The 25,173-nt window shown below is 61.6% G+C and carries 27 protein-coding genes; 15 read left to right on the top strand and 12 right to left on the bottom strand.

The genetic code is table 11. The features are described 5' to 3' along the window. The first annotated feature begins 254 nt into the window (after nucleotides 1-254). Nucleotides 255-713, top strand: coding sequence for an REP-associated tyrosine transposase (locus KKQ10_RS25425; protein ID WP_215502650.1), 459 nt, complete (start codon nucleotides 255-257; stop codon nucleotides 711-713). A gap of 115 nt (nucleotides 714-828) precedes the next feature. Here the strand turns inward: KKQ10_RS25425 and KKQ10_RS25420 are convergent, their stop codons facing one another. Then, nucleotides 829-1,596 (bottom strand): tellurite resistance TerB family protein, encoded by a 768-nt coding sequence (locus tag KKQ10_RS25420; RefSeq protein ID WP_127651740.1) that lies wholly within the window; start codon nucleotides 1,594-1,596, stop codon nucleotides 829-831. Between the two features lie 260 nt (nucleotides 1,597-1,856). Here KKQ10_RS25420 and pcsA point away from each other — a divergent pair, with 260 nt between their 5' ends. Together pcsA and KKQ10_RS25410 are read left to right on the top strand one after the other, a co-directional pair. Further along, on the top strand, nucleotides 1,857-2,579 hold the full coding sequence (gene pcsA, locus KKQ10_RS25415; RefSeq protein ID WP_215502649.1) for a phosphatidylcholine synthase: 723 nt from the start codon (nucleotides 1,857-1,859) through the stop codon (nucleotides 2,577-2,579). Nucleotides 2,580-3,011: 432 nt separating this feature from the next. Then, nucleotides 3,012-3,629, top strand: coding sequence for an EF-Tu C-terminal domain-related protein (locus tag KKQ10_RS25410; protein ID WP_215502648.1), 618 nt, complete (start codon nucleotides 3,012-3,014; stop codon nucleotides 3,627-3,629). Nucleotides 3,630-3,747: 118 nt separating this feature from the next. Here KKQ10_RS25410 and KKQ10_RS25405 read toward each other — a convergent pair whose 3' ends face one another. Next, nucleotides 3,748-4,560: a class I SAM-dependent methyltransferase gene (locus KKQ10_RS25405; RefSeq protein ID WP_215502647.1), complete on the bottom strand. Its 813-nt coding sequence runs from the start codon at nucleotides 4,558-4,560 to the stop codon at nucleotides 3,748-3,750. Nucleotides 4,561-4,778: 218 nt separating this feature from the next. Between KKQ10_RS25405 and KKQ10_RS25400 the strand changes: the two genes are divergently transcribed. After that, nucleotides 4,779-5,240, top strand: a complete 462-nt coding sequence (locus KKQ10_RS25400) for a GNAT family N-acetyltransferase (protein WP_127651743.1) — start codon at nucleotides 4,779-4,781, stop codon at nucleotides 5,238-5,240. 44 nt (nucleotides 5,241-5,284) lie between these two features. Here the strand turns inward: KKQ10_RS25400 and KKQ10_RS25395 are convergent, their stop codons facing one another. After that, a complete protein-coding gene (locus KKQ10_RS25395) occupies nucleotides 5,285-5,548 on the bottom strand; it encodes a DUF2790 domain-containing protein (RefSeq protein ID WP_127651744.1) in 264 nt (87 codons plus the stop codon). A gap of 296 nt (nucleotides 5,549-5,844) precedes the next feature. Between KKQ10_RS25395 and KKQ10_RS25390 the strand changes: the two genes are divergently transcribed. From KKQ10_RS25390 to KKQ10_RS25375, 4 genes are all read left to right on the top strand, one after another. Then, entirely contained in the window at nucleotides 5,845-6,585 is a 741-nt protein-coding gene (locus tag KKQ10_RS25390; RefSeq protein ID WP_127651745.1) for a response regulator, read from the top strand. Continuing rightward, nucleotides 6,582-7,886: an ATP-binding protein gene (locus KKQ10_RS25385; RefSeq protein ID WP_215502646.1), complete on the top strand. Its 1,305-nt coding sequence runs from the start codon at nucleotides 6,582-6,584 to the stop codon at nucleotides 7,884-7,886. Before KKQ10_RS25390 ends, KKQ10_RS25385 begins: the two co-directional genes overlap by 4 nt. 216 nt (nucleotides 7,887-8,102) lie before the next feature. Further along, entirely contained in the window at nucleotides 8,103-9,149 is a 1,047-nt protein-coding gene (locus KKQ10_RS25380) for a class I SAM-dependent methyltransferase (RefSeq protein ID WP_127651747.1), read from the top strand. A 161-nt stretch (nucleotides 9,150-9,310) separates the two neighbouring features. Next, nucleotides 9,311-10,153, top strand: a complete 843-nt coding sequence (locus KKQ10_RS25375; RefSeq protein ID WP_215502645.1) for an NAD-dependent protein deacetylase — start codon at nucleotides 9,311-9,313, stop codon at nucleotides 10,151-10,153. A gap of 127 nt (nucleotides 10,154-10,280) precedes the next feature. Here KKQ10_RS25375 and KKQ10_RS25370 read toward each other — a convergent pair whose 3' ends face one another. Next, nucleotides 10,281-11,156, bottom strand: a complete 876-nt coding sequence (locus KKQ10_RS25370) for a LysR family transcriptional regulator (RefSeq protein ID WP_215502644.1) — start codon at nucleotides 11,154-11,156, stop codon at nucleotides 10,281-10,283. 230 nt (nucleotides 11,157-11,386) lie between these two features. Here KKQ10_RS25370 and KKQ10_RS25365 point away from each other — a divergent pair, with 230 nt between their 5' ends. From KKQ10_RS25365 to KKQ10_RS25355, 3 genes are read left to right on the top strand one after another with little or no spacing between them, the layout of a single operon-like run. Next, nucleotides 11,387-12,085 (top strand): CoA transferase subunit A, encoded by a 699-nt coding sequence (locus KKQ10_RS25365; RefSeq protein ID WP_215502643.1) that lies wholly within the window; start codon nucleotides 11,387-11,389, stop codon nucleotides 12,083-12,085. Nucleotides 12,086-12,111: 26 nt separating this feature from the next. Next, nucleotides 12,112-12,777 (top strand): CoA transferase subunit B, encoded by a 666-nt coding sequence (locus KKQ10_RS25360; protein WP_127651751.1) that lies wholly within the window; start codon nucleotides 12,112-12,114, stop codon nucleotides 12,775-12,777. An 11-nt stretch (nucleotides 12,778-12,788) separates the two neighbouring features. After that, a complete protein-coding gene (locus KKQ10_RS25355) occupies nucleotides 12,789-13,970 on the top strand; it encodes an acetyl-CoA C-acetyltransferase (RefSeq protein ID WP_215502642.1) in 1,182 nt (393 codons plus the stop codon). Nucleotides 13,971-14,196: 226 nt separating this feature from the next. Here the strand turns inward: KKQ10_RS25355 and KKQ10_RS25350 are convergent, their stop codons facing one another. Together KKQ10_RS25350 and KKQ10_RS25345 are read right to left on the bottom strand one after the other, a co-directional pair. Then, nucleotides 14,197-15,516: an Nramp family divalent metal transporter gene (locus tag KKQ10_RS25350; protein WP_215502641.1), complete on the bottom strand. Its 1,320-nt coding sequence runs from the start codon at nucleotides 15,514-15,516 to the stop codon at nucleotides 14,197-14,199. A 140-nt stretch (nucleotides 15,517-15,656) separates the two neighbouring features. Beyond that, complete coding sequence (locus KKQ10_RS25345) at nucleotides 15,657-16,193, bottom strand: chalcone isomerase family protein (protein WP_127651754.1); 537 nt, start codon at nucleotides 16,191-16,193, stop codon at nucleotides 15,657-15,659. Nucleotides 16,194-16,340: 147 nt separating this feature from the next. Between KKQ10_RS25345 and KKQ10_RS25340 the strand changes: the two genes are divergently transcribed. Then, the gene (locus tag KKQ10_RS25340; RefSeq protein WP_215502640.1) at nucleotides 16,341-17,135 is read left to right on the top strand and encodes a hypothetical protein; all 795 of its coding nucleotides are present in this window, start codon (nucleotides 16,341-16,343) and stop codon (nucleotides 17,133-17,135) included. A 75-nt stretch (nucleotides 17,136-17,210) separates the two neighbouring features. After that, nucleotides 17,211-17,777 carry a DcrB/PsbP domain-containing protein gene (locus KKQ10_RS25335; protein ID WP_127651756.1) on the top strand — a complete coding sequence of 189 codons (567 nt, stop codon included), beginning with the start codon at nucleotides 17,211-17,213 and terminating at the stop codon, nucleotides 17,775-17,777. A 3-nt stretch (nucleotides 17,778-17,780) separates the two neighbouring features. Here the strand turns inward: KKQ10_RS25335 and KKQ10_RS25330 are convergent, their stop codons facing one another. The 4 genes from KKQ10_RS25330 to KKQ10_RS25315 all read right to left on the bottom strand — a co-directional run bounded on the left by KKQ10_RS25330 (nucleotide 17,781) and on the right by KKQ10_RS25315 (nucleotide 21,478). Continuing rightward, nucleotides 17,781-18,497 (bottom strand): alpha/beta hydrolase, encoded by a 717-nt coding sequence (locus tag KKQ10_RS25330; RefSeq protein WP_215502639.1) that lies wholly within the window; start codon nucleotides 18,495-18,497, stop codon nucleotides 17,781-17,783. Nucleotides 18,498-18,667: 170 nt separating this feature from the next. Continuing rightward, on the bottom strand, nucleotides 18,668-19,780 hold the full coding sequence (locus KKQ10_RS25325; RefSeq protein ID WP_215502638.1) for a M14 family metallopeptidase: 1,113 nt from the start codon (nucleotides 19,778-19,780) through the stop codon (nucleotides 18,668-18,670). 200 nt (nucleotides 19,781-19,980) lie between these two features. Further along, nucleotides 19,981-20,760, bottom strand: a complete 780-nt coding sequence (gene aotJ, locus KKQ10_RS25320; protein WP_215502637.1) for an L-arginine-binding protein AotJ — start codon at nucleotides 20,758-20,760, stop codon at nucleotides 19,981-19,983. Nucleotides 20,761-21,049: 289 nt separating this feature from the next. Continuing rightward, nucleotides 21,050-21,478: a rhodanese-like domain-containing protein gene (locus KKQ10_RS25315; RefSeq protein ID WP_215502636.1), complete on the bottom strand. Its 429-nt coding sequence runs from the start codon at nucleotides 21,476-21,478 to the stop codon at nucleotides 21,050-21,052. 102 nt (nucleotides 21,479-21,580) lie between these two features. On the opposite strand from KKQ10_RS25315, the gene ftrA reads away from it, so the two are divergent. Then, a complete protein-coding gene (ftrA, locus tag KKQ10_RS25310) occupies nucleotides 21,581-22,555 on the top strand; it encodes a transcriptional regulator FtrA (protein ID WP_215502635.1) in 975 nt (324 codons plus the stop codon). A gap of 105 nt (nucleotides 22,556-22,660) precedes the next feature. On the opposite strand, the gene cobF is transcribed toward ftrA, so the two are convergent. Together cobF and KKQ10_RS25300 are read right to left on the bottom strand one after the other, a co-directional pair. Beyond that, on the bottom strand, nucleotides 22,661-23,416 hold the full coding sequence (gene cobF, locus KKQ10_RS25305; protein WP_215502634.1) for a precorrin-6A synthase (deacetylating): 756 nt from the start codon (nucleotides 23,414-23,416) through the stop codon (nucleotides 22,661-22,663). Beyond that, a complete protein-coding gene (locus KKQ10_RS25300) occupies nucleotides 23,416-24,006 on the bottom strand; it encodes a histidine phosphatase family protein (protein WP_215502719.1) in 591 nt (196 codons plus the stop codon). The genes cobF and KKQ10_RS25300 overlap by 1 nt, the downstream gene beginning before the upstream one ends. A 310-nt stretch (nucleotides 24,007-24,316) precedes the next feature. Here KKQ10_RS25300 and KKQ10_RS25295 point away from each other — a divergent pair, with 310 nt between their 5' ends. After that, nucleotides 24,317-25,171, top strand: a complete 855-nt coding sequence (locus KKQ10_RS25295; protein WP_127651763.1) for a MurR/RpiR family transcriptional regulator — start codon at nucleotides 24,317-24,319, stop codon at nucleotides 25,169-25,171. The last annotated feature ends 2 nt before the right edge of the window (nucleotides 25,172-25,173 follow it).

Genomic DNA, 25,173 nt, shown 5'->3' with positions numbered 1-25,173 from the left:
ACCCTCGATCACTTGATCACTCGATCACTTGATCACTTGATCACTTGATCACTTGATCACTCGATCACTCGATCACTCGATCACTGTAGGAGCTGCCGAAGGCTGCGATCTTTTGATTTTTGAAGATCAAAAGATCGTCCGCACGCGGCCCGAACCTTCGGCAGCTCCTACATTTACATCGTGTAATGAGCTGGATTCGCGATTGGCCTCGGAAACGCTAGTGTTCCAAGACGATGGTCACGGAGGGCAATGGAATGCCTGAAGCTGCAAGAGCATGTGGTTTGCGCAAGGGGCGATATTCGGAGGTTGGGCGTGTCTATTTGCTGACGGCGGTGGTTGAGGCGCGTCGACCGGTTTTTTCCGACTGGAGAACGGGACGATTATTGGTTGAACAGATGCGCGCGGCCGATGAGGCAGGATTGATTGAATCTTTGGCTTGGGTGGTCATGCCGGACCACCTGCACTGGCTGGTTGAGTTGCAACAAGGTTCCTTGGCGCAGTTGATGTGCCGCGTCAAGTCGCGCAGTTGTCGGTCGGTAAACCTGATGTCTGGCAGCCAGGGAGGTCTATGGCAACGCGGCTATTACGACCGGGCCTTGCGTCGCGATGAAGATCTTAAAGCGGCAGCCCGTTATATCGTCATGAACCCATTGCGAGCCGGACTGGTGCAGCGCTTGGGTGATTATCCGTTGTGGGACGCAATCTGGCTCTGAAGATCAAAAGATCGCAGCCTTCGGCAGCTCCTACAGGTATCTGGAGTACACCGCCAATCCTCTGTAGGAGCTGCCGAAGGTTCGGGCCGCGTGCGGACAATCTTTTGACTTTGCCTTAAGCCGTACCCTTGGCCTGTTGTTCCAGATGCACCTGCAATTGCGGATCGATCTGCAGCGCCGCTGCCAGTTCATCCAGGTAGTTGCGCTCGGCATCCTGCTGGTCGTCCACCAGGATCACACTGACCAGATACATCTCAGCGGCCATGGCCGGATCGCCGTTGGCCGCCTGCGCGACTTCGTTCGCATCCAGCGGTTTGGCGACTTCGCTTTCAAACCACTGCTGCAATTGCGGATCGTCGGTGTGCTTGCTGATTTCACCGTTGATCATCTGTTGTTCACGTTCATCGATCTCACCGTCAGCCTTGGCTGCCGCGATCAGCGCCCGCAGCACCGCGTGACTGTGTTCCTCGACCTCGGGCCCGGCCAGCAGATTCGCCGTTTGCGGGATCTGTTGTGGTGCGGCCGAGGCCTGACTGCGTTGCCAGGCCTGATACGCCTGGAACGCCATCATCCCCAGCGAGGCCAGCGCCGCATAATTGGTGCCGCCGGAGCGGCTTTGCGTACCGCCGCCGCCCAGTGCTCCGCCGAGCGCGCCGCCCAAACCACCGCCGCTGCCACCGCCGAGCAGGCCACCGAGCAAGCCGCCCAGACCACCCAGCCCACCGGACTGCGCCCCACTGCCGCCAGCGCTCGCACCGCCGCCCAACAGGCCGCCGAGCAAGCCGCCCAACCCATCCAGACCACCACCGGCCGAGGCACCACTTTGTTGTCCTGCCGAGGCCTGGCCCCGCAGCAGTTGTTCGAGCAAATCGCTGGTGTTCATGATGTCGTCCTCAGGCATTGGCATTAATTGCGTCAGGCAACGATAGACTGCCGCAGCCATCGCGCCAACACCATTTAGCTGACGCCTGGCGCCACCGGCGGATTTCGCCGAGGTATTTTTTGTGCGGCCAGCTAAGATTCAAAGGTGGTGAACCTTATCCCGGCCGAACCGGTCGATAGCTGCAACCCCGACCCGGTTTGCCGGCGCCCTGTGCCCAAGGGTGATACCCGGCTTGCTTCATTTTTCTGGAGAACGCCCCTGTGATATCGACCGTACACATCGCCAGGCTCAAAGCATGGGGCGCCCATGGTTTTACCGCGACCGGCGTGGTCACTGCCTTTCTGGCAACCCTCGCGCTGCTGGAAAACCAGCCGACCCATTGCCTGATGTGGCTGGGCGTGGCGTTGATCGTCGATGGTCTCGACGGCGCGCTGGCACGCAAGGTCAATGTGCAATCGGTGTTGCCGAGTTTCGACGGTTCGATCCTCGATCTGGTAATCGACTACCTCACCTACGTGTTCATCCCGGCACTGTTCATCTACCGCTACATTCCCCTGCCCGACTACACCCTGCTGCTGACCGTGTCGCTGATTCTGGTGTCGTCGCTGTTCTGCTTCTGCAACGTCAACATGAAGAGCAAGGACAACTATTTCGTCGGCTTCCCGGCCGCGTGGAACGTGGTTGCCCTGTGCCTGTACATCATCGGCCCGGGGCCGTGGATCACCTTTTTGACGGTGATCGGCCTGGCCCTGCTGACCGTCACCCGGATGAAATTCCTCCACCCGTTCCGCGTGCGCCGGTTCATGCCGATCAACATCGCGGTGACGGCGATCTGGCTGCTGTGCAGCCTGTCGCTGGTGCTCAACCACCCAGCGCTCAATCCGCTGGTGATGGCTTTGTGGCTGCTGATGTCGGCGTACTTTCTGGGAATCTGCATCTGGCGCACGGCGCTGGAGTGGTTTGATCGGCCGCACTTGAAATAGCTGCCAGCCCCGCCAAACACCATCTCCCTCTAGGCCTTCGCGAGCAAGCGAAGGTCTAGAGGGGATCTTCATGATGCTGAATCAACGCTGGGTGACCACAATCTCCTGCCTCTAGATCTATTCACTACTAACACTCTCTTTTTAGCGTTCAAGGCTATTAAAACAGCCGATTTCTTGGTGTTCAGCAGCTCTCTTAGTGAATCTTTGAATGCCCGTCAACTGTCAGCTTTGACAGTTGCCGCCTTTACTCTGAACTCGCTACCGTGAAATCGAAAACACGATTCGCCGCTACTCACGGGAGCTCATCATCATGGTCGCCAACACTGACAAACCCATCATCTACGTCGGTACCCTCGGACAAAAAGGTCTCGACTTCGAGCATTTGGACTATCCGGATCATACGGAGGCGTCACATTCGGGGGCGTCATTGCCATGAGCGGCCCGGTAGATGTTTTCGATGACCCCCGTCCTACTCCCCCGGCTGAAGCTGGGGCTTTTCTGATGCCTGTGCAGGAAGTTTTCACGCTCAAAGGTCGCGGTACTGTGGTAACGGGGCGCATTGAGCGAGGTGTTATCAAGGTTGGCGACGAAGTGGAATTAGTCGGTAGACGTGACACAAGAAAAACCACCTGCACTGGCGTCGCAACGTCCAACAAAATGCCGGATGAGGGCCACGCAGGGGAAAATATCGGCCTGTTGCTGGCCGGGCTCCAGCCTCAAGACATTGAACTTGGCCAGGTTGTGGCCAAACCAGGATCAATCAAACCTCACAAAAAATTTACCGCCAGTATCTATGTATTGTCGAAGGAAGAAGGCGGACGTCATACCGCGTTTTCCAGGGAGTTCCGACCCCAGTTCTACTTCCATAAGTCTGACGTGACCGGAGCGATCGAATTGCCAAGTGGCGTTGAAACGGTAATGCCGGGGGACACCGTGGAACTCAAAGTTGAACTGTCCAAATCAATCGCAATGGAGCCAGGTCAGCATTTCGATATCCGTGAAGACAGCCGAACAGTCGGTCGAGGCGTAGTGTCCGAAATCAACGACTGAAACGTTTTCTGAAAGAGCGAGCCTGCTCGCGATCGCGGTGCGTCAGTCGGATATTTTTCCACTGACACACCGCCTTCGCGAGCAGGCTCCCACAACGGTTTTGCATCTTTCCGGACGTTCAGCGCTTGGTGATGACCACCTCCAGATACTCGCTCGGTACCACCAGCGATCCCTCCCCCGCCCGGTTCGACCGGTTCAGCAGATCCGCCAGATCACTCTCCAGCGCCTGCCCGCTTTCCGGCGGCAGCGCCGCGAATGCCTTGTGCACCGGCCCGTACCAGTGGCGGAAAATGTCGATGAAATGCGCCGCCGAGCGATAGCGGAAGTTGAACGTGCGGCGCGTCACCTGCAGCAGGAATTCACGTTCGCCGAAGTGGCTGTGCAACCACGCTTCGGTGCCCCAGTTCGACGGCGGTTGCGCCACGGCGGGCGGCGGTACGTGGCGACCCAGCACCTTGAACATCTGGCCGACGAACCCTTCCGGCGTCCAGTTCGCCAGGCCGATCCGCCCGCCCCGCCGACAGACCCGCGCCAGTTCCGCAGCGGCTGTGGCCTGATCCGGGGCAAACATCACGCCGAACGTCGAGAGCACCGCGTCGTAACTCTCATCGGCGAACGGCAACGCTTCGGCATCAGCGACTTGAAAGATCACGTCCAGATGCTCGGCCCGCGCCCGGTCCTGGCCACGTTCCAGCAGCGCCGCCACGTAGTCGGTGGAAGTCACCTGACAACCACGTCGCGCCGCCGCCAAAGTGGCATTGCCATTGCCGGCCGCGACATCCAGCACCTGTTCATCGCAGCGCAGGTCGCAGGCCTCGGCAAGGTTCTCGCCGACGATCTGCAAGGTGGTACCGATCAGCGCGTAATCGCCGCTGGCCCAGGCGACTTTCTGGCGTTCTTTCAGGCCCGCCAGATCAATGGGTGTACTCATCAATCGTGCTCCACAGCAGGTTGCAGAACTGACCCACTCACTCACTATCGCGCCGAGGGTCGTCGGCGTCCCTGCCAATCGTCCGAAGAGCCAGTAAAACAAGGGCCGGGCCGATGAATGGCGGGGTTTTGTAAAGCCCTCGAAACACTGTCGGGATTGCCACAGGCGGGGGCAATCGGCTCTTATGCCTTCCCGTGTTCCGAGAATGGATTCCCGTCATGTCCCTGCGCCTTGAATGGCTCGTCGATCACCTGCAACACAGCGACACTTACGCCGAGTGGATCCACCGGCAATTCGCCTACGAATACGCCCGGCAACCCTTGGCCGAATGGCAACGCGAGTTCGCTGCCGGCCAGAGCAACGGCGACTGGCCGTGCCTGATTGCGCTGGATGGCGACCGACTGCTCGGCGGTGCGGCGCTGGCCCGGGCGGATCTGGACCTGCGCCCGGATCTCGGCCCGTGGCTGGCATGCGTATTTGTCAGCCCGCAGGCTCGGGGCCAGGGCTTGGCGGAACGCTTGATCGAAGGCATCAGCCAGGCGGCGAAACAGCGTGGCTGCGCGCGGTTCTACCTGCACACGCAAAACAAACAGAACTACTACGCCAAACGTGGCTGGACAGTGCTGGAGCGCTTTCACGCCTGGGACAACGAGCAATGGCTCATGGTGCGCGAGCTGTGAGCCATTGATGCGAACGGCCAGCGACCGCGGATGCCGGTGAGCACTCAGTTTTCGTTGTTGCAGCCGTCGGCGAATTTGCGGTAATCCAGCACCTGGGTTTTGCCGGCCGAATCGAGGTAGGTCATGCGCGCGTCGACAATGCCGCAGTTCACCGAGGTGTCCTGAGTCATCGACAGCACTTTCTGCACGTCCAGGTGTGTGCCGTAGGTGTAGGTGTGCGGGCTGACGTCGGCTTCGGCGCGAGCCGACAGGGTGCAGATGTTCAGAGCAGCGAACAGGCAGGCGGCGACAACGGTTTTGTGGGTCATGGCGGTTTCCTCAAGGCTGGTGTGGGTTGAGCCGAGGCAAGCTGTGTGGGCCTCGATGGAGCCTATTTGAGGCGCGTGAGGTATCGCGTCTGTGTCAGAAAACACCCGCTATAACTCGCTGTGTATCCCCGCTGCCCGGAGATACACAGCGATACAAAACCCTGCAGAAATCGCGTTTTTGCGTTTGTGTGTATCCCGCGTTGCGCCAGATACACTGCAATACAAACCCGGGCAGGCGAACCGGCCCAGCATCGATAGACTGCACGGCATTGCCCTTTGATAGAGGTTCTGCACCGATGGAACATGTCGATCACATTCTCATCGTCGACGACGACCGCGAGATCCGCGAACTGGTCGGCAATTACCTGAAGAAGAACGGCCTGCGCACCACGGTGGTCGCCGATGGCCGGCAGATGCGCAGCTTCCTCGAAGCCAACACCGTCGACCTGATCGTGCTCGACATCATGATGCCCGGCGACGATGGCCTGCAGCTGTGCCGCGAACTGCGCGTGGGCAAACACAAGGCCACGCCGGTGCTGATGCTCACGGCGCGCAACGATGAAACCGACCGTATCATCGGTCTGGAAATGGGCGCCGACGATTACCTGACCAAGCCGTTCGCCGCCCGCGAATTGCTGGCGCGGATCAACGCCGTGCTGCGTCGCACGCGGATGCTGCCGCCGAATCTGGTGGTCACCGAAAGCGGTCGCCTGCTCGCCTTCGGCCGTTGGCGACTGGACACCTCGGCCCGCCATCTACTGGACCAGGACGGTACGCTGGTGGCGCTGAGCGGTGCCGAATACCGCTTGCTGCGGGTGTTCCTCGATCATCCGCAACGAGTGCTCAGCCGCGATCAATTGCTCAACCTGACTCAAGGTCGCGAGGCTGATCTGTTCGACCGTTCCATTGATCTGCTGGTCAGCCGCCTGCGCCAGCGTCTGCTCGACGATGCGCGCGAACCGGCCTGCATCAAGACCGTGCGCAGCGAGGGCTACGTGTTCTCGCTGCCGGTGGAGATCCTCGGGGCCTCGGCATGAGCCTCAAGTTGCAGTGGCCGCGCACCCTGGCGTCGCGGTTGTCGCTGATCTTTCTGGTCGGGCTGATGCTCGCCCAGGCACTGTCGTTCGGCGCGCAGTATTACGAGCGCTTCCAGAGTGCCAGAAGCACCATGCTCGGCAATATGCGAAGCGACGTCTCGACTTCGATCGCGATCCTCGACCGCTTGCCCGCGCAGGAACGCCCCGCCTGGCTCAAGCAACTGGCCCGCACCCACTACGACTATCTGTTGAGCGACGGCGATCCCGGTGCCCCGCTCGACGCCGACGAAGTGCCGGTGGCCGCGACTTCGATCAGCGCCGCAATCGGCGGCGCCCACCCACTGACTTTCACTCGGTTTGCCGGGGAGCAAAAACACTTTCAGGCCCATGTGCGCCTGAGCGACGGCAGCCCGGTGACCATCGATGTGCGTCCGGCCATGCCGCCGCTGTCGCCGTGGCTGCCGGGGGTCTTGCTCGGGCAATTGGCGCTGCTGATCGCCTGCACCTGGCTGGCAGTGCGCATCGCCATCCGCCCCCTCGCCCGCCTCGCCAACGCCGTGGAAACCCTCGATCCCAACGCTCACCCGGTCATGCTCGACGAGCGTGGCCCTACGGAAGTGGCCTACGCCGCACGGGCCTTCAACGCGATGCAGGCGCGCATCGCCGCGTATCTGAAAGAGCGCATGCAACTGCTGGCGGCGATCTCCCACGACCTGCAAACCCCGATCACCCGCATGAAGCTGCGCGCAGAATTCATGGACGACTCGGTGGAGAAAGACAAACTGTGGAACGACCTCGGCGAGATGGAGCATCTGGTGCGCGAAGGCGTGGCGTACGCCCGCAGCATCCACGGTTCGACCGAAGAAAGCCGGCGCACCGACCTCGACTCGTTCCTCGACAGCCTGGTGTTCGACTATCAGGACATGGGCCAGGACGTGCAGCTTCAGGGCAAGAGCGCGGCGGTGATCGAGACCCGGCCCCAGGCCCTGCGCCGGGTGCTGGTGAACCTGACCGATAACGCGCTGAAATTCGCCGGGGCGGCGCAGTTGCAGGTCGACACAAGCGACGGTCTGTCGATCAAGGTCATGGATCGCGGGCCGGGCATCGCCGAAGCCGAGTTGCAACAGGTCATGCAGCCGTTCTACCGCGTGGAAAACTCTCGCAACCGCAGCACCGGCGGCACCGGCCTGGGCCTGGCGATCGCCCAGCAACTGGCCATGGCCCTTGGCGGGTCGCTGACCCTGAGCAACCGCGAGGGCGGTGGGCTGTGTGCAGAACTGAAATTGCCACTGCATGCCTGACCCATACAAATCCCTGCAGGCTCACGCCTACAAGGGGATTCGCAGGGTTCACAAAGTCTGCAGGTTGCCCCAGCCCGGCTAGACTGACTGATGACCCAGTCGAGGGGGCTGCAGGACGCATCCGTCGCCCTGCCCGTTTCCACGACCACCGCCCGGTGGCGTATGCCTCGACCTTCAACGCCGCCGGACTGTGATCCTGTTTCAGGAGCACATGTGATGGACGAGGCCCGACTCAACGCATTCATGGGCAAACTGGTCAACGACATGGGCGGCGCCGCGATGCTGGCGAACGTCATCGTTGGCGAAGAACTCGGGCTGTACCGGGCAATGGCCGACAGTCAGCCGATCACCCCGCAAGCCCTCGCCGAAAAAACCACCTGCAACCCCCGACTCGTCCGTGAGTGGCTCAGCGCCCATGCCGCGTCCGGCTACATGGAACATCACGATGGCCAGTTTCGCCTGCCGGAAGAACAGGCGCTGGCACTGGCCGTCGAAGACTCACCGGTGTACGTCGCCGGCGGGCTCGGCGTGGTGGCATCGTTTTTCCACGACAAGGACAAACTGGTCAAGGCGATGCGCGGCAACGGCGCCCTGCCCTGGGGTGACCACCACCCGTGCATGTTCAGCGGCACCGAACGCTTCTTCCGCCCCGGCTACAAAGGTCACTTGATCGCTGAATGGCTGCCGGCGCTGGACGGCGTGGTGGCGAAACTCGAAGACGGCGCCAAGGTCGCCGACATCGGCTGCGGCCACGGCGCCTCGACGGTGATCATGGCCCAGGCGTTTCCCAACTCGCGCTTCGTCGGCTTCGATTACCACGCGCCGTCGATCACCGTCGCCACCCAGCGCGCTGAAGAAGGGGGTGTCAGCAGCCGGGCGAAATTCTTCCAGAACACCGCCAAAAGCTATCCCGGCGGCGACTATGACCTGATCTGCTATTTCGACTGCCTGCACGACATGGGCGACCCGGTCGGTGCGGCCCGGCACGCTTACGAATCGCTGAAGGACGACGGCACGGTGCTGCTGGTCGAACCGTTCGCCAACGATACGCTGGACGACAACATCAACCCGGTCGGTCGGCTGTTTTATGCGGCGTCGACCTTTATTTGCACGCCGAACTCGCTGTCACAGGAAGTCGGTCTCGGCCTCGGTGCACAGGCCGGTGAAATGCGCTTGCGCAAAGTGTTTGCCGAGGCCGGGTTCAAGCATTTTCGCCGGGCGACGCAGACACCGTTCAATCTGATTCTGGAGGCGCGCAAATAGATACCGGGACTGAAACCCGTGGCGAGGGGGCTTGCCCCCGTTGGACTGCGCAACAGGCCCGCTTTTTGAGGGCTGCTCCGCACCCCGACGGGGGCAAGCCCCCTCGCCACAGAGGTAGGTGCTAATCTGCTTGGCACCCCAATTGCCCCGGAGTGCTGACCATGCTCGACAGCCCGATCCGCGAACACCTCGACATCCTGCACCAGGCCATGGCCGATGGTGGCTTTGTGGTGCTGACCGGCGCCGGCATCAGCACGCCGTCGGGCATCCCGGATTACCGCGACAGCGAAGGTGTGCGCCGGGGCCGGCAGCCGATGATGTACCAGGAATTTCTCGCCGCCCCCGAATCCCGCCGTCGCTACTGGGCGCGGGCCATGCTCGGCTGGCCGCGGGTGCGTCAGGCGCAGCCGAATGCAGCACATTCGGCGCTGGCCGAGTTGCAGCGCCAAGGGCAAATCGACGCATTGATCACCCAGAACGTCGACACCCTGCACGATCAGGCCGGCAGTCATGACGTGATCGAACTGCACGGCAGCCTGCACCGGGTGTTGTGCCTGGATTGCGGCCAGCGCAGCGCGCGCGATGATATTCAGCAGCGAATGGTTGAGCAGAATCCGTATCTGGCCGGGGTCGACGCGGTGCAGGCGCCGGACGGCGATACCCTGCTCGACCCGGCGTTCGAAGCACGTTTTCAGACACCGCAATGCCCCTATTGCGCAGGCGAGCGGATGAAACCGGACGTGGTGTTCTTCGGCGAGAACGTGGCGCAGCCGACGGCGGCCCGGGCCATGGCCGCAGCGGAAGATGCCAAGGGCTTGCTGGTGGTGGGCTCGTCGCTGATGGCGTATTCGGCATTTCGCCTGTGCCGGGTGATCGCCGATCGGGGCAAGCCGTTGATGGCGATCAATCTGGGCAAGACCCGGGCGGATGAGTTGCTGGATTTGAAGATCGAAGCGTCGTGCGAACAGCTGCTGCCGTTGCTGGCGCAACACCTGACCACCTGAATCCGCACTCCCCTGTAGGCGCTGCCGCAGGCTCGGGCCGCGTTCGGACGATCTTTTGACGTTGTGTTTAGAAGCAAGATCAAAAGATCGCAGCCTGCGGCAGCTCCTACAGGGATGGGATCGCAGTTCAGTGTTCGGCTTTGAGGATGTCGAACAGTGCCTGCGCCGCCGCCGACAGGTCATTACCCGGGTCGGTCAGCACGCCAATCGCCCGCTCCACCGAGTCATTCAAGGTCAGGCAACAGGCGCCCAGCTCCAGCATCTGCTCGGCGCACAACGCCGGCACCGCACTGACCCCCAGCCCGCTGGCGACCATACGCCCGACCGTTGCCAGTTGATGGCTTTCGAATTCCACCGGCAGCTTCATGCCCCGGGCCTGCAGGTGTTCTTCGAGCATCACCCGCACCGTCGACGGCCGTTGCAGGGTGATGAACGGTTCCTGCAGCAAGGTCTGCCAGTCGATTTCGTTGCGCCCGGCCAGCGCCGAATCCTGCGGCACCACGGCGACAAAACGGTCCATGTACAGCGGCGTGAACGTCAGCGAGGTGCTCTGCATCGGCTCGAACGCCACGCCCAGTTCCACCTGCCGGTCGCGGACCATTTCCAGCACTTGTTCGTTGATCACGTCGTTGACCGTGACGTTGACGTTCGGATAGCGCGCACGGAAGGTCTTGAGGATCGGCGGCAGCAGATTGCCGGCAAACGACGGCATCGCCGCCAGCGTCACCCGCCCGCGTTGCAGGCTGAAGCGCTGGCGCATTTCGTCTTCGGCGTTGTCCCAGTCGGCGATCAGGCGCCGGGCCAACGGCAGCAGTGACTCACCCTCGGCGGTCAGCGCCACGTTGCGCGTGTTGCGACTGAACAGCCGCCCGCCCAGGCCCTCTTCCAGCGCCTTGATGGTCAGGCTCAGCGCCGATTGCGACAGGTGCAGACGCTCGCAAGCCACGGCGAAGCTCAGGCTCTGGGCCACGGCGAGAAAGGCGCGGATCTGTTTGATGGTCATACTGAATACGCCTTGATCCTTGTAGGAGCTGCCGCAGGCTGCGATCTTTTGACTTTAAAAGACAAGAGCAAAAGATCGCAGCCTGCGGCAGCTCCTACCGGTAATGGAGTCTATTGTTGAGTTTTATCTATCAATCAACCTTAAAAATCAACTTAACAAATATATCCTCCAGCGAGACACTCCAGTCATTCGGCTAGCCAGCCGCCCGACAAACAATAAAAGAGGTGCATATGGCAGGTTTCGACAAGCGCGTGAGTTCCTACGAGGAAGCCTTGGCGGGTCTTGAGGACGGCATGACCGTGATCGCCGGCGGCTTCGGCCTGTGCGGCATCCCGGAAAATCTGATCGCCGAGATCAAGCGCAAAGGCACCCGCAACCTCACCGTGGTCTCCAACAACTGTGGCGTCGACGGTTTCGGTCTCGGCGTGCTGCTGACCGACCGCCAGATCAGCAAAGTCATCGCCTCCTACGTTGGCGAAAACAAACTGTTCGAAGAGCAACTGCTCAAGGGCGACATCGAAGTCATCCTGACCCCGCAAGGCACCCTCGCCGAGAAAATGCGCGCAGGCGGCGCCGGCATCCCGGCGTTCTTCACCGCCACCGGGGTCGGCACCCCGGTCGCCGAAGGCAAGGAAGTGCGTGAGTTCAAAGGGCGCAAGTACCTGATGGAAGAGTCCATCACCGGTGACTTCGCCATCGTCAAAGGCTGGAAAGCCGACCATTTCGGCAACGTCATCTACCGTCACACCGCGCAGAACTTCAACCCGCTGGCCGCCACCGCCGGCAAGATCACCGTGGTCGAAGTCGAAGAAATCGTCGAACCCGGCGAGCTGGATCCGTCGCAGATCCATACCCCCGGCATCTACGTCGACCGGGTCATTTGCGGCACGTTCGAAAAACGCATCGAACAGCGCACCATCCGCAAATAACTCAAGCCCAGACGGAGAACAACAACATGGCACTTTCCCGCGAACAAATGGCTCAGCGCGTCGCCCGCGAAATGCAGGACGGCTTTTACGTGAACCTCGGTATCGGCATTCCGACCCTGGTCGCCAACTACATTCCCGAAGGCATGGAAGTCATGCTGCAATCGGAAAACGGCCTGCTCGGCATGGGTCCGTTTCCGACTGAAGAAACCATTGATGCCGACATGATCAACGCCGGCAAACAAACCGTGACCGCACGCATCGGTGCGTCGATCTTCAACTCCGCCGAATCCTTCGCGATGATCCGTGGCGGTCATGTCGACCTGACCGTGCTGGGCGCGTTCGAAGTCGACGTCGAAGGCAACATCGCCTCGTGGATGATTCCCGGCAAGCTGGTCAAGGGCATGGGCGGCGCCATGGACCTGGTGGCCGGTGCCGACAACATCATCGTGATCATGACCCACGCATCCAAGGACGGTGAGTCCAAGCTGCTGTCCAAGTGCAGCCTGCCGCTGACTGGCGCCGGGTGCATCAAGCGGGTGCTGACTGACCTCGCCTACCTGGAAATCGAAAATGGCGCTTTTGTCCTCAAGGAACGCGCACCTGGCGTCAGCGTCGAGGAAATCGTCGCCAAAACCGCTGGTAAACTGATCGTCCCGGATCACGTACCGGAAATGCAGTTCACTGCCCAGTGAGGAATTCGAAAATGCAAGACGTCGTAATTGTTGCCGCCACGCGCACCGCGATCGGCAGTTTCCAGGGTTCCCTGGCCAGCGTGTCCGCGGTTGATCTGGGCGCGGCGGTGATCCGCCAGTTGCTCGAACAGACCGGCCTGGACGGTGCGCAGGTCGATGAAGTGATCATGGGCCAGGTGCTGACCGCCGGCGCCGGCCAGAACCCGGCGCGTCAGGCCGCCATCAAGGCCGGGCTACCCCACGCCGTTCCGGCCATGACCCTGAACAAGGTCTGCGGCTCGGGCCTCAAAGCCCTGCATCTGGGCGCGCAAGCGATCCGTTGCGGCGACGCTGACGTGATCATCGCCGGCGGTCAGGAAAACATGAGCCTGTCCAACTACGTCATGCCGGGTGCGCGCACCGGTCTGCGCATGGGCCATGCGCAAATGGTCGACACCATGATCAGCGATGGCCTGTGGGATGCGTTCAACGATTACCACATGGGCATCACCGCAGAAAATCTGGTCGACAAGTACGACATCAGCCGCGAGCAGCAGGACGCCTTCGCCGCGGCCTCGCAGCAGAAAGCGGCCGCCGCGATTGAGGCGGGTCGCTTCGTTGATGAGATCACCCCGATCCTGATTCCACAGCGCAAAGGCGATCCGGTGGCGTTCAAGGTCGATGAACAACCGCGTGGCGACACCACCGCCGAATCCCTGGCAAAACTGCGCCCGGCGTTCAAAAAGGATGGCAGCGTCACCGCCGGCAACGCCTCGTCGCTGAACGATGGCGCCGCTGCGGTGATCCTGATGAGCGCAGAAAAAGCCAAAGCATTGGGCCTACCAGTGCTGGCGAAAATAGCCGCGTATGCCAATGCGGGCGTTGATCCGGCGATCATGGGCATCGGCCCGGTTTCCGCTACCCGCCGCTGCCTGGACAAGGCGGGCTGGAACATCGGCCAACTGGACCTGATCGAAGCCAACGAAGCCTTCGCCGCACAATCGCTGGCGGTGGCCAAGGATCTGCAATGGGATCTGGACAAGGTCAACGTCAACGGCGGCGCCATCGCCCTCGGTCACCCGATCGGTGCGTCGGGCTGCCGCGTGCTGGTGACCCTGCTGCACGAGATGATCAAGCGTGATGCGAAAAAAGGTCTGGCGACCTTGTGCATTGGCGGTGGTCAGGGCGTGGCGCTGGCGCTGGAACGCACTTAAACAACGAGTTCAACGGCGGGTGGCGGATCCACGACATCCACTGCTCGCTGGCAACAAAAACCCGGTGCGACTTGCGTTGCACCGGGTCTTTTTTTGTCCATTCAAAATCTTCTTTGAATCGGCTGGCCCTATCGCGAGCAGGCTCACTCCTACAGGGAAACGCGTTCCAAATGTAGGAGCGAGCCTGCTCGCGATGGGGCCAATTCAGACGCCACAAAACCCTCAGTCACACCGCCATTTGCAGAATCAGCCACGCATTCGCCCCACTGATCACCGCAAACAAGCCCCACGCCAGCACCCGGGTCGGCAGCCGGTTCACAAACGGCCCCATCAGTTGCTTGTCGCTGGTCATGCGAATCAGCGGGTACAGCGCAAACGGCAGTTGCAGGCTCAACACCACCTGACTCAACACCAGCAGCTTGCCCACCGCGTTGTCGCCCATCAGCCACACGCCGATAAACGCCGGGATCAGCGCCAGCCCGCGGGTGATCAAACGCCGCTGCCAGCAAGGAATCCGCAGGTTCAGATAGCCTTCCATGATCACCTGTCCGGCGATGGTCCCGGTGAACGTCGAGCTCTGCCCCGACGCCAGCAGGGCCACGCCGAACAGCACACTCGCCAGCGCACCGCCCACCAGCGGATCGAGCAGGTGATAGGCGTCCTGAATATCGACCACGTCGGTATGCCCGGACTGGTGAAAGGCAGCCGCTGCCAGAATCAGGATCGCCGCGTTGACCAGCAGCGCCAGGGCCAGCGAACCGATGGTGTCGATGCGCGCCAGGTTCACCGCGTCCTGCTTGCTCGCCAGGTCCTTGCCGATCATCCGCGTCTGCACGATCGAGGTGTGCAGGTAGAGGTTATGCGGCATCACCGTCGCGCCGAGGATGCCGATCGCCAAGTACAACGGTGCCGCGTCACTGATTGCCGAGAGCGATGGTTTGAAGCCGGCGAACACCTCCGGCCAGTAGGGTTTGATCAGCACCAGTTCGACGAAGAAACACACGCCAATGGTCGCCACCAGCACCAGCATGATCGCTTCCAGGCGACGAAAACCACGGTTCTGCAGGGCCAGCACCAGCAGTGTGTCGAAGGCGGTCAGGGCGATGCCGAAGGTCAGCGAACAACCGAGCAACAAGTGAAAGGCCAAGGCACAGCCGAGCACTTCTGCCAGATCGGTGGCGATGATCGAAATTTCCGCCAGCACCCATTGCAGGCGCGCGGTCGGGGTGCTGTAGCGCTCGCGGGACAGTTGCGCCAGATCGCGGCCGGTGGCAATGCCCAGGCGCGAACACAGGCACTGCACGACCATCCCCGCCAGACTCGCCAGCAGCACCACAAACAGCAGGCTGTACCCAAAGCGCGAACCGGCCTCGATGGCGGTCGCCCAGTTGCCCGGGTCCATGTAGCCGATCGACACCAGTAACCCGGGACCGGCGAAGCGCAGTGCGCGTTTGAAGAACGAGGCGTTCGGGTCAACCGCGACACTGCCGGCCACTTCCGGCGGACAAAACGGCGCGGTGGCGATTTTGGGTAAGCTGAATTTCACGCACACATCCAGAAACAGGTTCGAAAGGCGCAGCTTAGACGTTTCAGCGCCAGCCTTGAAGATCAACAGATCGCCGCCTGCGGCAGCTCCTACAGAGGACACATCCCAATGTAGGAGCTGCAGGCTGCGATCTTTTGACTTTAATGGCTCATACCCAGTAATTGCTGACGCAACTCGGGACTGCGCGTGCGCGGATCCAGCCAGATATCAAAAAACGCCCGGGCAAACTGCGGATCATCGATTTCATGCTGCAACTGCTGACCGACAAAAAACCGTGCGCCCTGCCCCGGCAAGTACACGCCAGTGATTCGCGTACCAGCCTGCACATCAACGAACGACTGCTGCATCTGCACTTGCCACGCAGCCAGTTGCGCCGGGCTGACGCCGGTGCCGGCCAGGCGTTTGATTTCGTCGACGCTGGCCTGCACCAGATCATCACGGGAAATCTTGCGCCGATAGATCAACTCCAGGGCAAAGGGCTGTTCGGTCGACAACGGGCGTGCCGCGCTCCACAACCGCGCGTTGTACACGTCGAAACCGAACACACTGAAATCGCCGGTACCGATGACCTGCGCGCCGGGCACGGCGTCCTGCCAATTGGCCCAGGTCGGCGTCAGTAACAGCGCCCACAAGCCGATGCCACAACACCCACGCACCACCTTCGATGGTTTGCTCATCGCGGCATCGACTCCGGTAAACCCTGATACTCAGAGCATAGTCGGCGATCAGCGCCAGCACGTTGTATACAATTCATGCCGAACAATGCAGCAATCGACCAGCGGCAATGCTAACGTGGCCCTCTCTCACCCGACGGAGCCACCCGCGTGCTGATGCTCAAACTGCTGCTGATCCCCGGTTTTCTGCTGCTGATTTCCCTCGCCGGCAAGCGCTGGGGGCCGAGCGTGGCCGGGTGGTTGTCGGGGTTGCCGGTGGTGGTCGGGCCGATATTGTTTTTCCTCGCCATCGAACAGGGGGCGCCGTTTGCCGCGCAATCGGCGGTCGCGGCGCTGTCGGCGATGTTCGCCATGATCGCGTTCTGCGCCACCTATGCGCAGGTCGCGCAGCGGGCAAACTGGCCGTGGACGCTGACGATTTCCCTGGCGGTGTGGGCGGTGCTGGCGCTGGTGCTGTCGCTGATTCCGCTGTCGCTGCCGTTCTCGGTCGCGGCGGCAGCCACGGCCCTGCTGGCGGCGCCGTACCTGTTCCCCCAGGTGCAACCGGTGCTGAATGGCCCGGCCCCGAAGTCGGACAAACTGCTCTGGCGGATGATTGCCGGGGCAGCGCTGACGCTGCTGGTGACGATGCTCGCCAGTACCGTGGGCGAACGCTGGAGCGGTCTGCTCGCGGTGTTCCCGGTGCTCGGCAGCGTCATGGCGGTGTTCTCCCAGCAGACACGCGGCCCGGCGTTTACCGCAGCATTGCTGCGGGCGACGGCCACCGGGATGTACTCGTTTTCGGCGTTTTGCCTGGTGTCGGCGCTGACCCTGCCAAGCCTCGGCCTCAGCGGATTCATCGCCGGTGTGGCGGTGTCGCTGGCCATGCTCGGAGTCACCCGCAAACTGCTGGCCCGCCCGGCGCCGGCAAAGGCCCGCCACCCCAAGGCTGACGCGAGCGCCTGACAAACCGCGCTGGAATGCCATGCACGCTCCGTGGGATCATCGCCGCCCTGGCGCGACCATCCCTCGGAGATTCACATGTCATTGCTCAGCAAGAAAGCCGTCGTCCTGTTGCTGGCGGCGGTCGCCGGCTTCGGCGCCATCAATGCCCAGGCGGCCAAGGCCAAGGAAAAAGCCTCGACCAACAGCGTGTCGATGCTCGACGGCAAGTTCACCTTCGTCCTGCCCAAAGGCTTCACCGCCGACCCGTTGCCCGCCGGCCCGACCGGTGCCAAGGGCACGATGTACACCAATCAGGCCACCAAGACCGTGGTCATCGCCGCGGAAAACCAGATCGCCGGCGGCACCACCGTCAAGGACAACGACAATGAGTTTCTCGACGGCAGTCTGGCGAGTTTCATCGATGACCAGCGCAAGGCCCTGCCGGACTTCAACAAGCTCAGCGAAAAAAGCCTGACCCAGAAAAGCAGCGGCCTCGGTGTGCGTCAGGTCGACAGCACCGCCACCCAGGGCGGTGGTCAGACGCTCAACACCACCCTGCTCGCAGCGTCCGGCAAGCGCATGGCGCTGGTCCAGGTGATTTCCCGGGCCAGCGACAAGAGCGGTCACGAGGCGCTGGTGAAAACCATCCTCAAGGACAAATGATCGTCACGGATTGAGCTGCTGCAGCCAGGCGTTCAAGTCCCGCAGTTCGGCGGCGCTGATGCTGTGACCAACGCCGGGATAGGCGTGAAACTCGGGGGTGTAGGCGAGTTTTTGCAGCAGCGCATTGGCCTCGGTGCCGTCGTGGTACGGCACCCGATCATCGGCGGTGCCGTGGCCGATGAAGATCTTCAGCGGCAACGGTTGCTGCTCGGCCTTGAGCTCGGCTTTCAATACCGGCAACAGCCGTCCGCTCAACGCCGCGATGCCGCCGACCGCCACGGGCGGACGCAAGCCCAGCTCGTACGTCATCATCGCGCCCTGGCTGAAGCCGATCAGGTACACCTTGTCCGGGCTGGTGTGATATTTCTTCGCTGCCTGCGCGACAAACGCCCGCAACTTCTGACCACTGGCCTTCAGATCATCGGTCTCCCCGTTGTAGGCGCCTTCGCCTTTCTTGCGAAACCACTGGAAACGCCCTTCGCCCAACGCCAGCGGTGCCTGCACCGACAGGTAGTTGTACTGCGCCGGGAGCTGGAACTTCATGCCGATCAGATCGGCTTCGTTACTGCCGTAACCGTGCAGGAAAATCACCAGCGGCCGGGCGTCCGCGTCCGGGTGAACCTGTTCGATGTACTTCAATGGCAAGTCGCTTTGCAGCGTGGTTTGCGCGTGGACGGCGCTGGACGCCAGGAGGGTTAACAGGGCAAACGCCTTCAACATAAAGCCTTCCTTCACAGGGTGTCGGGTTCGGGGGGAGCCTAACACTTGCCTGAAGATAGTGGGGTTGGCGAGAGCGCTATCGCGAGCAGGCTCACTCCTACAGGGGTACGCATTCCAGATGTAGGAGTGAGCCTGCTCGCAATGAGGCCGGAAAATCCAAAGAAGATCCCTCAGTCGTTGATCAGCTTGCCCACCCGAATCGGCTCGCGCCCCGCCACCTTGGCCTGCCAGATTCCCGGCTGGGTGTAACGTCCGCGATCGATCGCAAACAATACCCCACTGGTACCGGCGCGGACCGTGGTGAGGCGGTCATTCAGCGGATCCACCACCTCGAACAGCGCATCGCCCTGCTCAACCCACTCCCCGGCATTGCGCAGGAAACTGATCACACCATGGTGCGGTGCGAACAGGTATTCGGTGCCTTCGAACGGCATGCCTTCACAGCATTCCTGCGGCGCCGCCGGCCATTCGCCGCTGATGAAGCCCTGCTCGGCGAGAAACCCGAGAATCGCTTCGCAATTGGCCTGGGCCTGATCGACCCGGGTATCGCCCATGCTGCCCAGTTCCAGAGTGGTGGCGAGGTTGGCCGGGGGAATCGCCGCGTTCGGGAACGTTCGCGCCAGACGCAACCACGGTGCCGAGCACGATTCGTCGAACGAACTGCCGCCAGAGTCTTCGCACAACAGCGCCACGCCGGCCTTCAGTCGCGCCGCCAAGGATTGCCAGCGCGGCCAGTGTTGCGGCAGCGCGTAGAGATGGATCGCCGCATCGAAATCACAATGCAGATCGAGGGTGATGTCGGCATCGCAGGCGTGGCGCAGCAACAAGCGGTGCAGCGCTTCGAGTTGCGAGGCCGGGGCTGGCAGCTCATCGAGCACCTGGCCCATGGTCTGGCGGATCAGCGCAATGTTGGCCTCGACATCGCTGCCCAGCCGCTCGCCGATCCGCGCCGCCACCGGTGCGCTGAGTTCGACAAACGCGCGGTTGAAATTCTTGCCGCTGCCCAGTTCGAAGCGGCCCATGTGGCTGCCTTGCAGGTGCTGATCGAGGCCGATCGGGTTGGCCACCGGCACCAACTCGATCACGCCTTGCAGACGGCCCTGCTGTTCAAGCTCGTTGAGGCGCTGTTTCAGTTCCCACGCGGTGCGCATGCCCGGCAGCTCGTCGGCGTGCAGGCTGGCCTGGATATACACCTTGCGGCTGCCCGCGCCGTAACGAAATACGCTGAGGGAACGCTCGCTACCCAGATGGCTCCAGGGCAGAACATGGTCGATGCGTTGCATGAGAAAACTCCTGAATGGCTGGATCACGCAGATCCCCTGTAGGAGTGAGCCTGCTCGCGATAGCGGTTTGTCAGGCACTAAAGTGGCTGAATGTTAAACCGCTATCGCGAGCAGGCTCACTCCTACAGGGTTCTCCTATGAATCAGAGCACAAAAAAAGTGGCCACCGTCTGCACGGGGCCACTTTTTTCCTACGGCGTATTAATGGCCGTACACGTCAAAGTCGAAGTACTTGTCCTGGACTTTTTTGTATTCGCCATTGGCGCGGATTTCGGTGATGGCCTTGTTGAATTTCTCGGCCAGCTCGGTATCACCTTTGCGTACCGCAATACCGGCACCACCGCCGAAGTACTTGGCGTCTTCGTAGGTCGGGCCGACGAATTCGAAGCCTTTGCCGGCGTCGGTTTTCAGGAAGCCGTCGCTCAGGTTGACCGAGTCGGCCAGAATCGCGTCAAGACGGCCGGACTTCATGTCGAGGTTGGCTTCCTGTTGCGAGCCGTAACGCACCACTTCAAACCCGGCATCCTTGGCCATGTCGGTGGCGTAGCGGTCGTGGGTACTGGCACGCAGCACGCCGACTTTCTTGCCCTTGAGCTCGGTCAGCGGGTCTTTGACACCGGAGCCTTCCTTCATCACGAAGCGCGCCGGGGTGTGGTAGTACTTGATGGTGAAATCGACGTTCTTCTTGCGGTCGTCGGTGATGGTCATCGAGGACAGGATCGCGTCGATCTTCTTCACTTTGAGTGCCGGGATCAGGCCATCGAACTCCTGCTCGACCCACACGCATTTGACGTCCATCTGCTTGCACAGGGCATCGCCAATGTCGACGTCGAACCCGGTGAGTTTGCCGTCAGCGGTTTTCATCGAGAACGGCGGGGAAGCGGCTTCGATCCCGAGGCGGATCGGCTTGGCGTCTGCAGCCACAGCGGTCAGGGACAACATCGACAGTGCCAGGGCACCGAACATCACTAGCTTCTTCATTTATTACTCCTGTGTGCGGAGGCTTTTATTGGCAGCTTTCGATTGGCATTCGGTCATGGCCATTTAACGGCAAAAACCGAAGTGGACGGCAGTCTATGGCGGCGCGCACAGGGCAAATTGTGTTTATGCGACAAATACTTACATATCATCGGCGCACTCGTTGACCGGGATCAATGGTGCGCCGACATGGTGCAAAGGCTGTAGGACAAATCTTTGAAAACAACAAAAATTACCGTGTAGGAGCTGCCGTAGGCTCGGGCCGCGTTCGGCAGCTCCTACAAAAGCATTTTCAGCATTCGCAGGCGATGGGGGTTTTGGCGGGTTGTACGACGCTCAGGGTAAAGCCCTCATCCAGCCATCCGGTCACGCCGCCGATCATCTCTTTGACCGGGTAACCCAACGCCGCCAGTTTCACCGCTGCCTTGTTGGCGCCGTTGCAGTGCGGGCCGGCGCAATAGACCACGAACAGCGTGCTCTTCGAGTAATCCGCCAGGCCTTCGGCGGTCAGCAAGCGGGTCGGGATGTTGATGGCGCCCGGCACATGACCACGTTCGAACGCCAGCGGACTGCGCACATCGACCAGCACAAAATCGACTTCACCGGCCTCCTGGCTGCTGTACACATCGGAACAATCGGTTTCAAACGTCAGACGGTTGCTGAAGTGCATCAGGGCAATCGCCGACGGTGCAGCAGGCATTTCGCGAACCAGGCTGGTCATGCTGTGTAGCTCCTGTATCGGTTGGGGTGTGAACAGACTTTATCGGCCCGGCACTTGACGCTACAGTGGCGCGCAAGACACTCACCGGGAATTTTCCGCCAAATGCCTGACTCACCTGGATTGGTCGCGATTCTGGCCTACGACGGCCTCTGTACCTTCGAGTTCGGGATTGCCGTGGAGATCTTCGGCCTCGCCCGGCCGGAGTTCGAGTTCCCGTGGTACCAGCACCGCATCGTCGCCGTGGACTCAGGGCCGATGCGCGCCATGGGCGGCATTCACGTCCTGGCCGACGGAGGCCTGGAGCTGCTGGCGCAGGCGCGCACCATCATCATTCCCGGTTGGCGTGACCGCGAGGCTCCGGTGCCACCGGCATTGCTTGAGGCTCTGCGCCAGGCCCACGTCCAGGGTGCGCGGCTGTTATCGATCTGCTCCGGGGTGTTCGTGCTGGCCGCCAGCGGCTTGCTCGATGGCCACGGTGCGACCACGCACTGGCGCTACAGCGATGAACTGGCGCGACGCTTTCCGGCGATTGCGGTCGATCCGGACGTGCTGTACGTCGACGCCGGCCAATTGATCACCTCGGCGGGCAGCGCCGCCGGGATCGATGCCTGCCTGCATCTGGTGGCCCGGGACTTCGGCACCCAGGTCGCCAATTCGGTGGCGCGGCGACTGGTGATGTCGCCGCAACGCACCGGCGGCCAGGCGCAGTTCATCCCCACGCCGGTCAGCCCGACACCGCGCAATGACCTGTCGCGGGTGATGCAGTGGGCTCGCGAACGCCTGCACCAACCGCTGGAAGTGCGTGATCTGGCCAGCGAAGCGGCGATGAGCGAGCGCACCTTTCTGCGGCGTTTCACCGAGGCCAGCGGGCAATCGCCCAAGGCCTGGCTGCAACACGAACGCTTGGCCCGGGCGCGGGAACTGCTGGAAAGCACCGCACACAACACCGAGCAGATCGCCCAGCGCTGTGGTTACCGTTCGGTGGAAAGCTTTCGCGTGGCGTTTCGCAGTGTGGTCGGGGTGCCGCCGTCGGTGTATCGGGAGCGGTTTGGGCGTGGGGTCAAAGCGATTTCCTGAGGTGGCTGTGATGACCCCTTCGCGAGCAGGCTCGCACACATTTGAAATGCGTCCCTCTGTGGGAGCGAGCTTGCTCGCGAAGAGGCCAGTCCAGCCACAAAAAACCTACGGCTTGCGCAACAAATAGGTATCCATGATCCACCCATGCTCGGCCCGCGCCGCCTTGCGCGTGCGCTCGATCTGCTCCGCCACATCCTTGAGCTTGCCGTGGATCAGGATTTCATCCGGCGAGCCCAGGTAGGCGCCCCAGTAAATCTCGGTCTCCTCATCCGCCACACGACGGTAGGCATCTTCGGCGTCGAGCATCACCACCAGGCTGTCGGTGTCACTCACCTGCCCTGCCGCCAGGCGCCGGCCGGTGGTGATTTCAATCGGCTGGCCGATGGTGTTCAACGGCACTTTGTGTTGCGCAGCCAGGGCCTGAACGCTGGTGATGCCGGGGATCACTTCGTATTCGAAGGCACAGCGGCCTGACGCCAGAATCGCCTGCAGGATACGGATGGTGCTGTCGTACAGCGCCGGGTCGCCCCACACGAGGAAACCGCCGCACTGGCCGTCAGACAGTTGCTCATCGATCAGGCGTACGAAGGTTTCCTGCCTCGCGCGGTTCAGATCTTCGACCGCGCGGGTGTAGTCCACGTCGCCGCGCTCGCGCTCCGGGCTGTGGGCTTCGACAAATCGATAAGCAGGATTGGTGATGTAGCGTTCACAGATGTCCCGACGCAGGTCGAGCAGTTTGTCCTTGCTCCGGCCTTTGTCCATCAGAAAGAACACGTCCACCCGGTTGAGCGCCTTCACCGCCTGCATCGTGATGTAGTCGGGATTTCCGGCGCCGATGCCGATGACCAGCAATCGTTTCATCACTGTGCTCCCGCAAGATCGATACCCGGCAAGCGTAGCCGCCAGATCCCGTTGAACCGCAACTCGACCACTGACAGCGGTTCAACATCCATCGCGTTAAATGCGGCGCCCTGCACCACCTGCATCACGGCAGCACGCATCACGAACGGATGGGTGATCGCTACGATGTGCCCCGGCGTGGTTTGCAGAGTGTGCAGCCACGCGGCGACCCGCTCGCCCAATTGCCTCACCGATTCGCCACCATGGGGGGCCGCCTGCGGATCGTTGATCCACGCCTGCAACGCCTCGGCCTCGCTCAGTTGCAGATCCTTGATCGCTCGCCCGTGCCAGCGCCCCCAATCGCAATCGCGCAGCGCTTCGTCCACTTGCGGCACCGCCCCAAACCACTCGGCGGTCTGGCGCGTACGCAATTCCGGCCCGCACAACAAGCGAGTGGCGCTACCCAACTGTTTCGCCACCACATCGAGCGCCAATGGCTGTTTTTCAACAGGCTCGTTCGTAGGAAAACACGCCAATTTCTGTGCGACGGTTCGAGCGTGGCAAATCAAAGTCAAACGGGTGGACTGCACAGGATTGCACTCGATGAACATCAGTTGAATCGGCGGCAAACCGCCGGTCTTGCGGCAATTGTGCCGCAAACCGGGCGTCTCAGGGGATCTCGCAAGCTTTAAGTCCGACCTGCTGAATGGGAAAAAACGGCAATGTCTCACACACCAATGGGCAATGGACTACAAGGTCCGGCGACATCGGTGTAGCCCTTGTTTCACAGGGCTCTCACGTTATTTAAACGCTGAATCGCGAGCGCTAAAAATTCACTAGACATGTAACCTGAGTTACATAAATACTGTTTTAACGGATTATGAAACGAATTCAACACCCCTTCATCCAGCAGGAGCCCGGATGCCCCCTCTAAGAGACTTGATCACCGATCCCGACCTGGAACTGACGCCGTCGGAGCGCAAAGTGATTCGCGCCCTGCTCGACCAGTATCCACGCAACGGCCTGGGTCCGATGGCGCGTCTGGCCGAACACGCCGGCGTCAGCGATCCGACCATCGTGCGGCTGGTGAAGAAGCTCGGATTCGGCGGTTATGCCGAATTTCAGGACGCCCTGCTCAGCGACATGGACCACCGCCTGCGTTCGCCAAGCACCCTGTTGCAACCGCGTTCGCACCTGAACAAGGACGATGCCTGGGGCCATTATCTGGCCGACAGCCAGCGCCTGCTGGTGGAAACCCAGGTTCTGACCCAGCCTGAAGACGTGCGCATTCTGCTGGACTGGCTGCTTGATACACGGCACCAGATCTACTGCTTCGGCGGGCGTTTCAGCAGCCTGATGGCCCATTACCTGCTCAATCACTTGCGCCTGCTGCGCCCCGGCTGCTTTGCCCTGGAAGACAACGCGCAACTGCCCGATCGCTTGTTCGACCTGCAACGCCAGGACGTTGTGCTGCTGTTCGACTATCGCCGCTACCAGACCCAGGCCCTGCGCGTGGCCAGTGCCGCAAAAAGCCGCAACGCCCGGGTGGTGTTGTTCACCGACATCTATGCCTCGCCGCTGCGAGAACTCGCTGACCTGATCATCAGCGCCCCGGTGGAATCGGCCTCGCCGTTCGACACCATGGTGCCGGCACTGGCCCAGGTCGAGGCGCTGATTGCCTGCCTGACCCTGCGCAGCCCCGATCTGGCCGATCGCCTGGAAGGCATCGACGCCATGCGCAACGAGTTCAACACCCACCTGCTGGAGGATAAATAAGG

It is taken from the genome of Pseudomonas sp. MG-9 (assembly GCF_018729515.1).
GTDB lineage: Bacteria > Pseudomonadota > Gammaproteobacteria > Pseudomonadales > Pseudomonadaceae > Aquipseudomonas > Aquipseudomonas serboccidentalis.
This window is presented reverse-complemented; position numbering and strand designations above follow the sequence as displayed.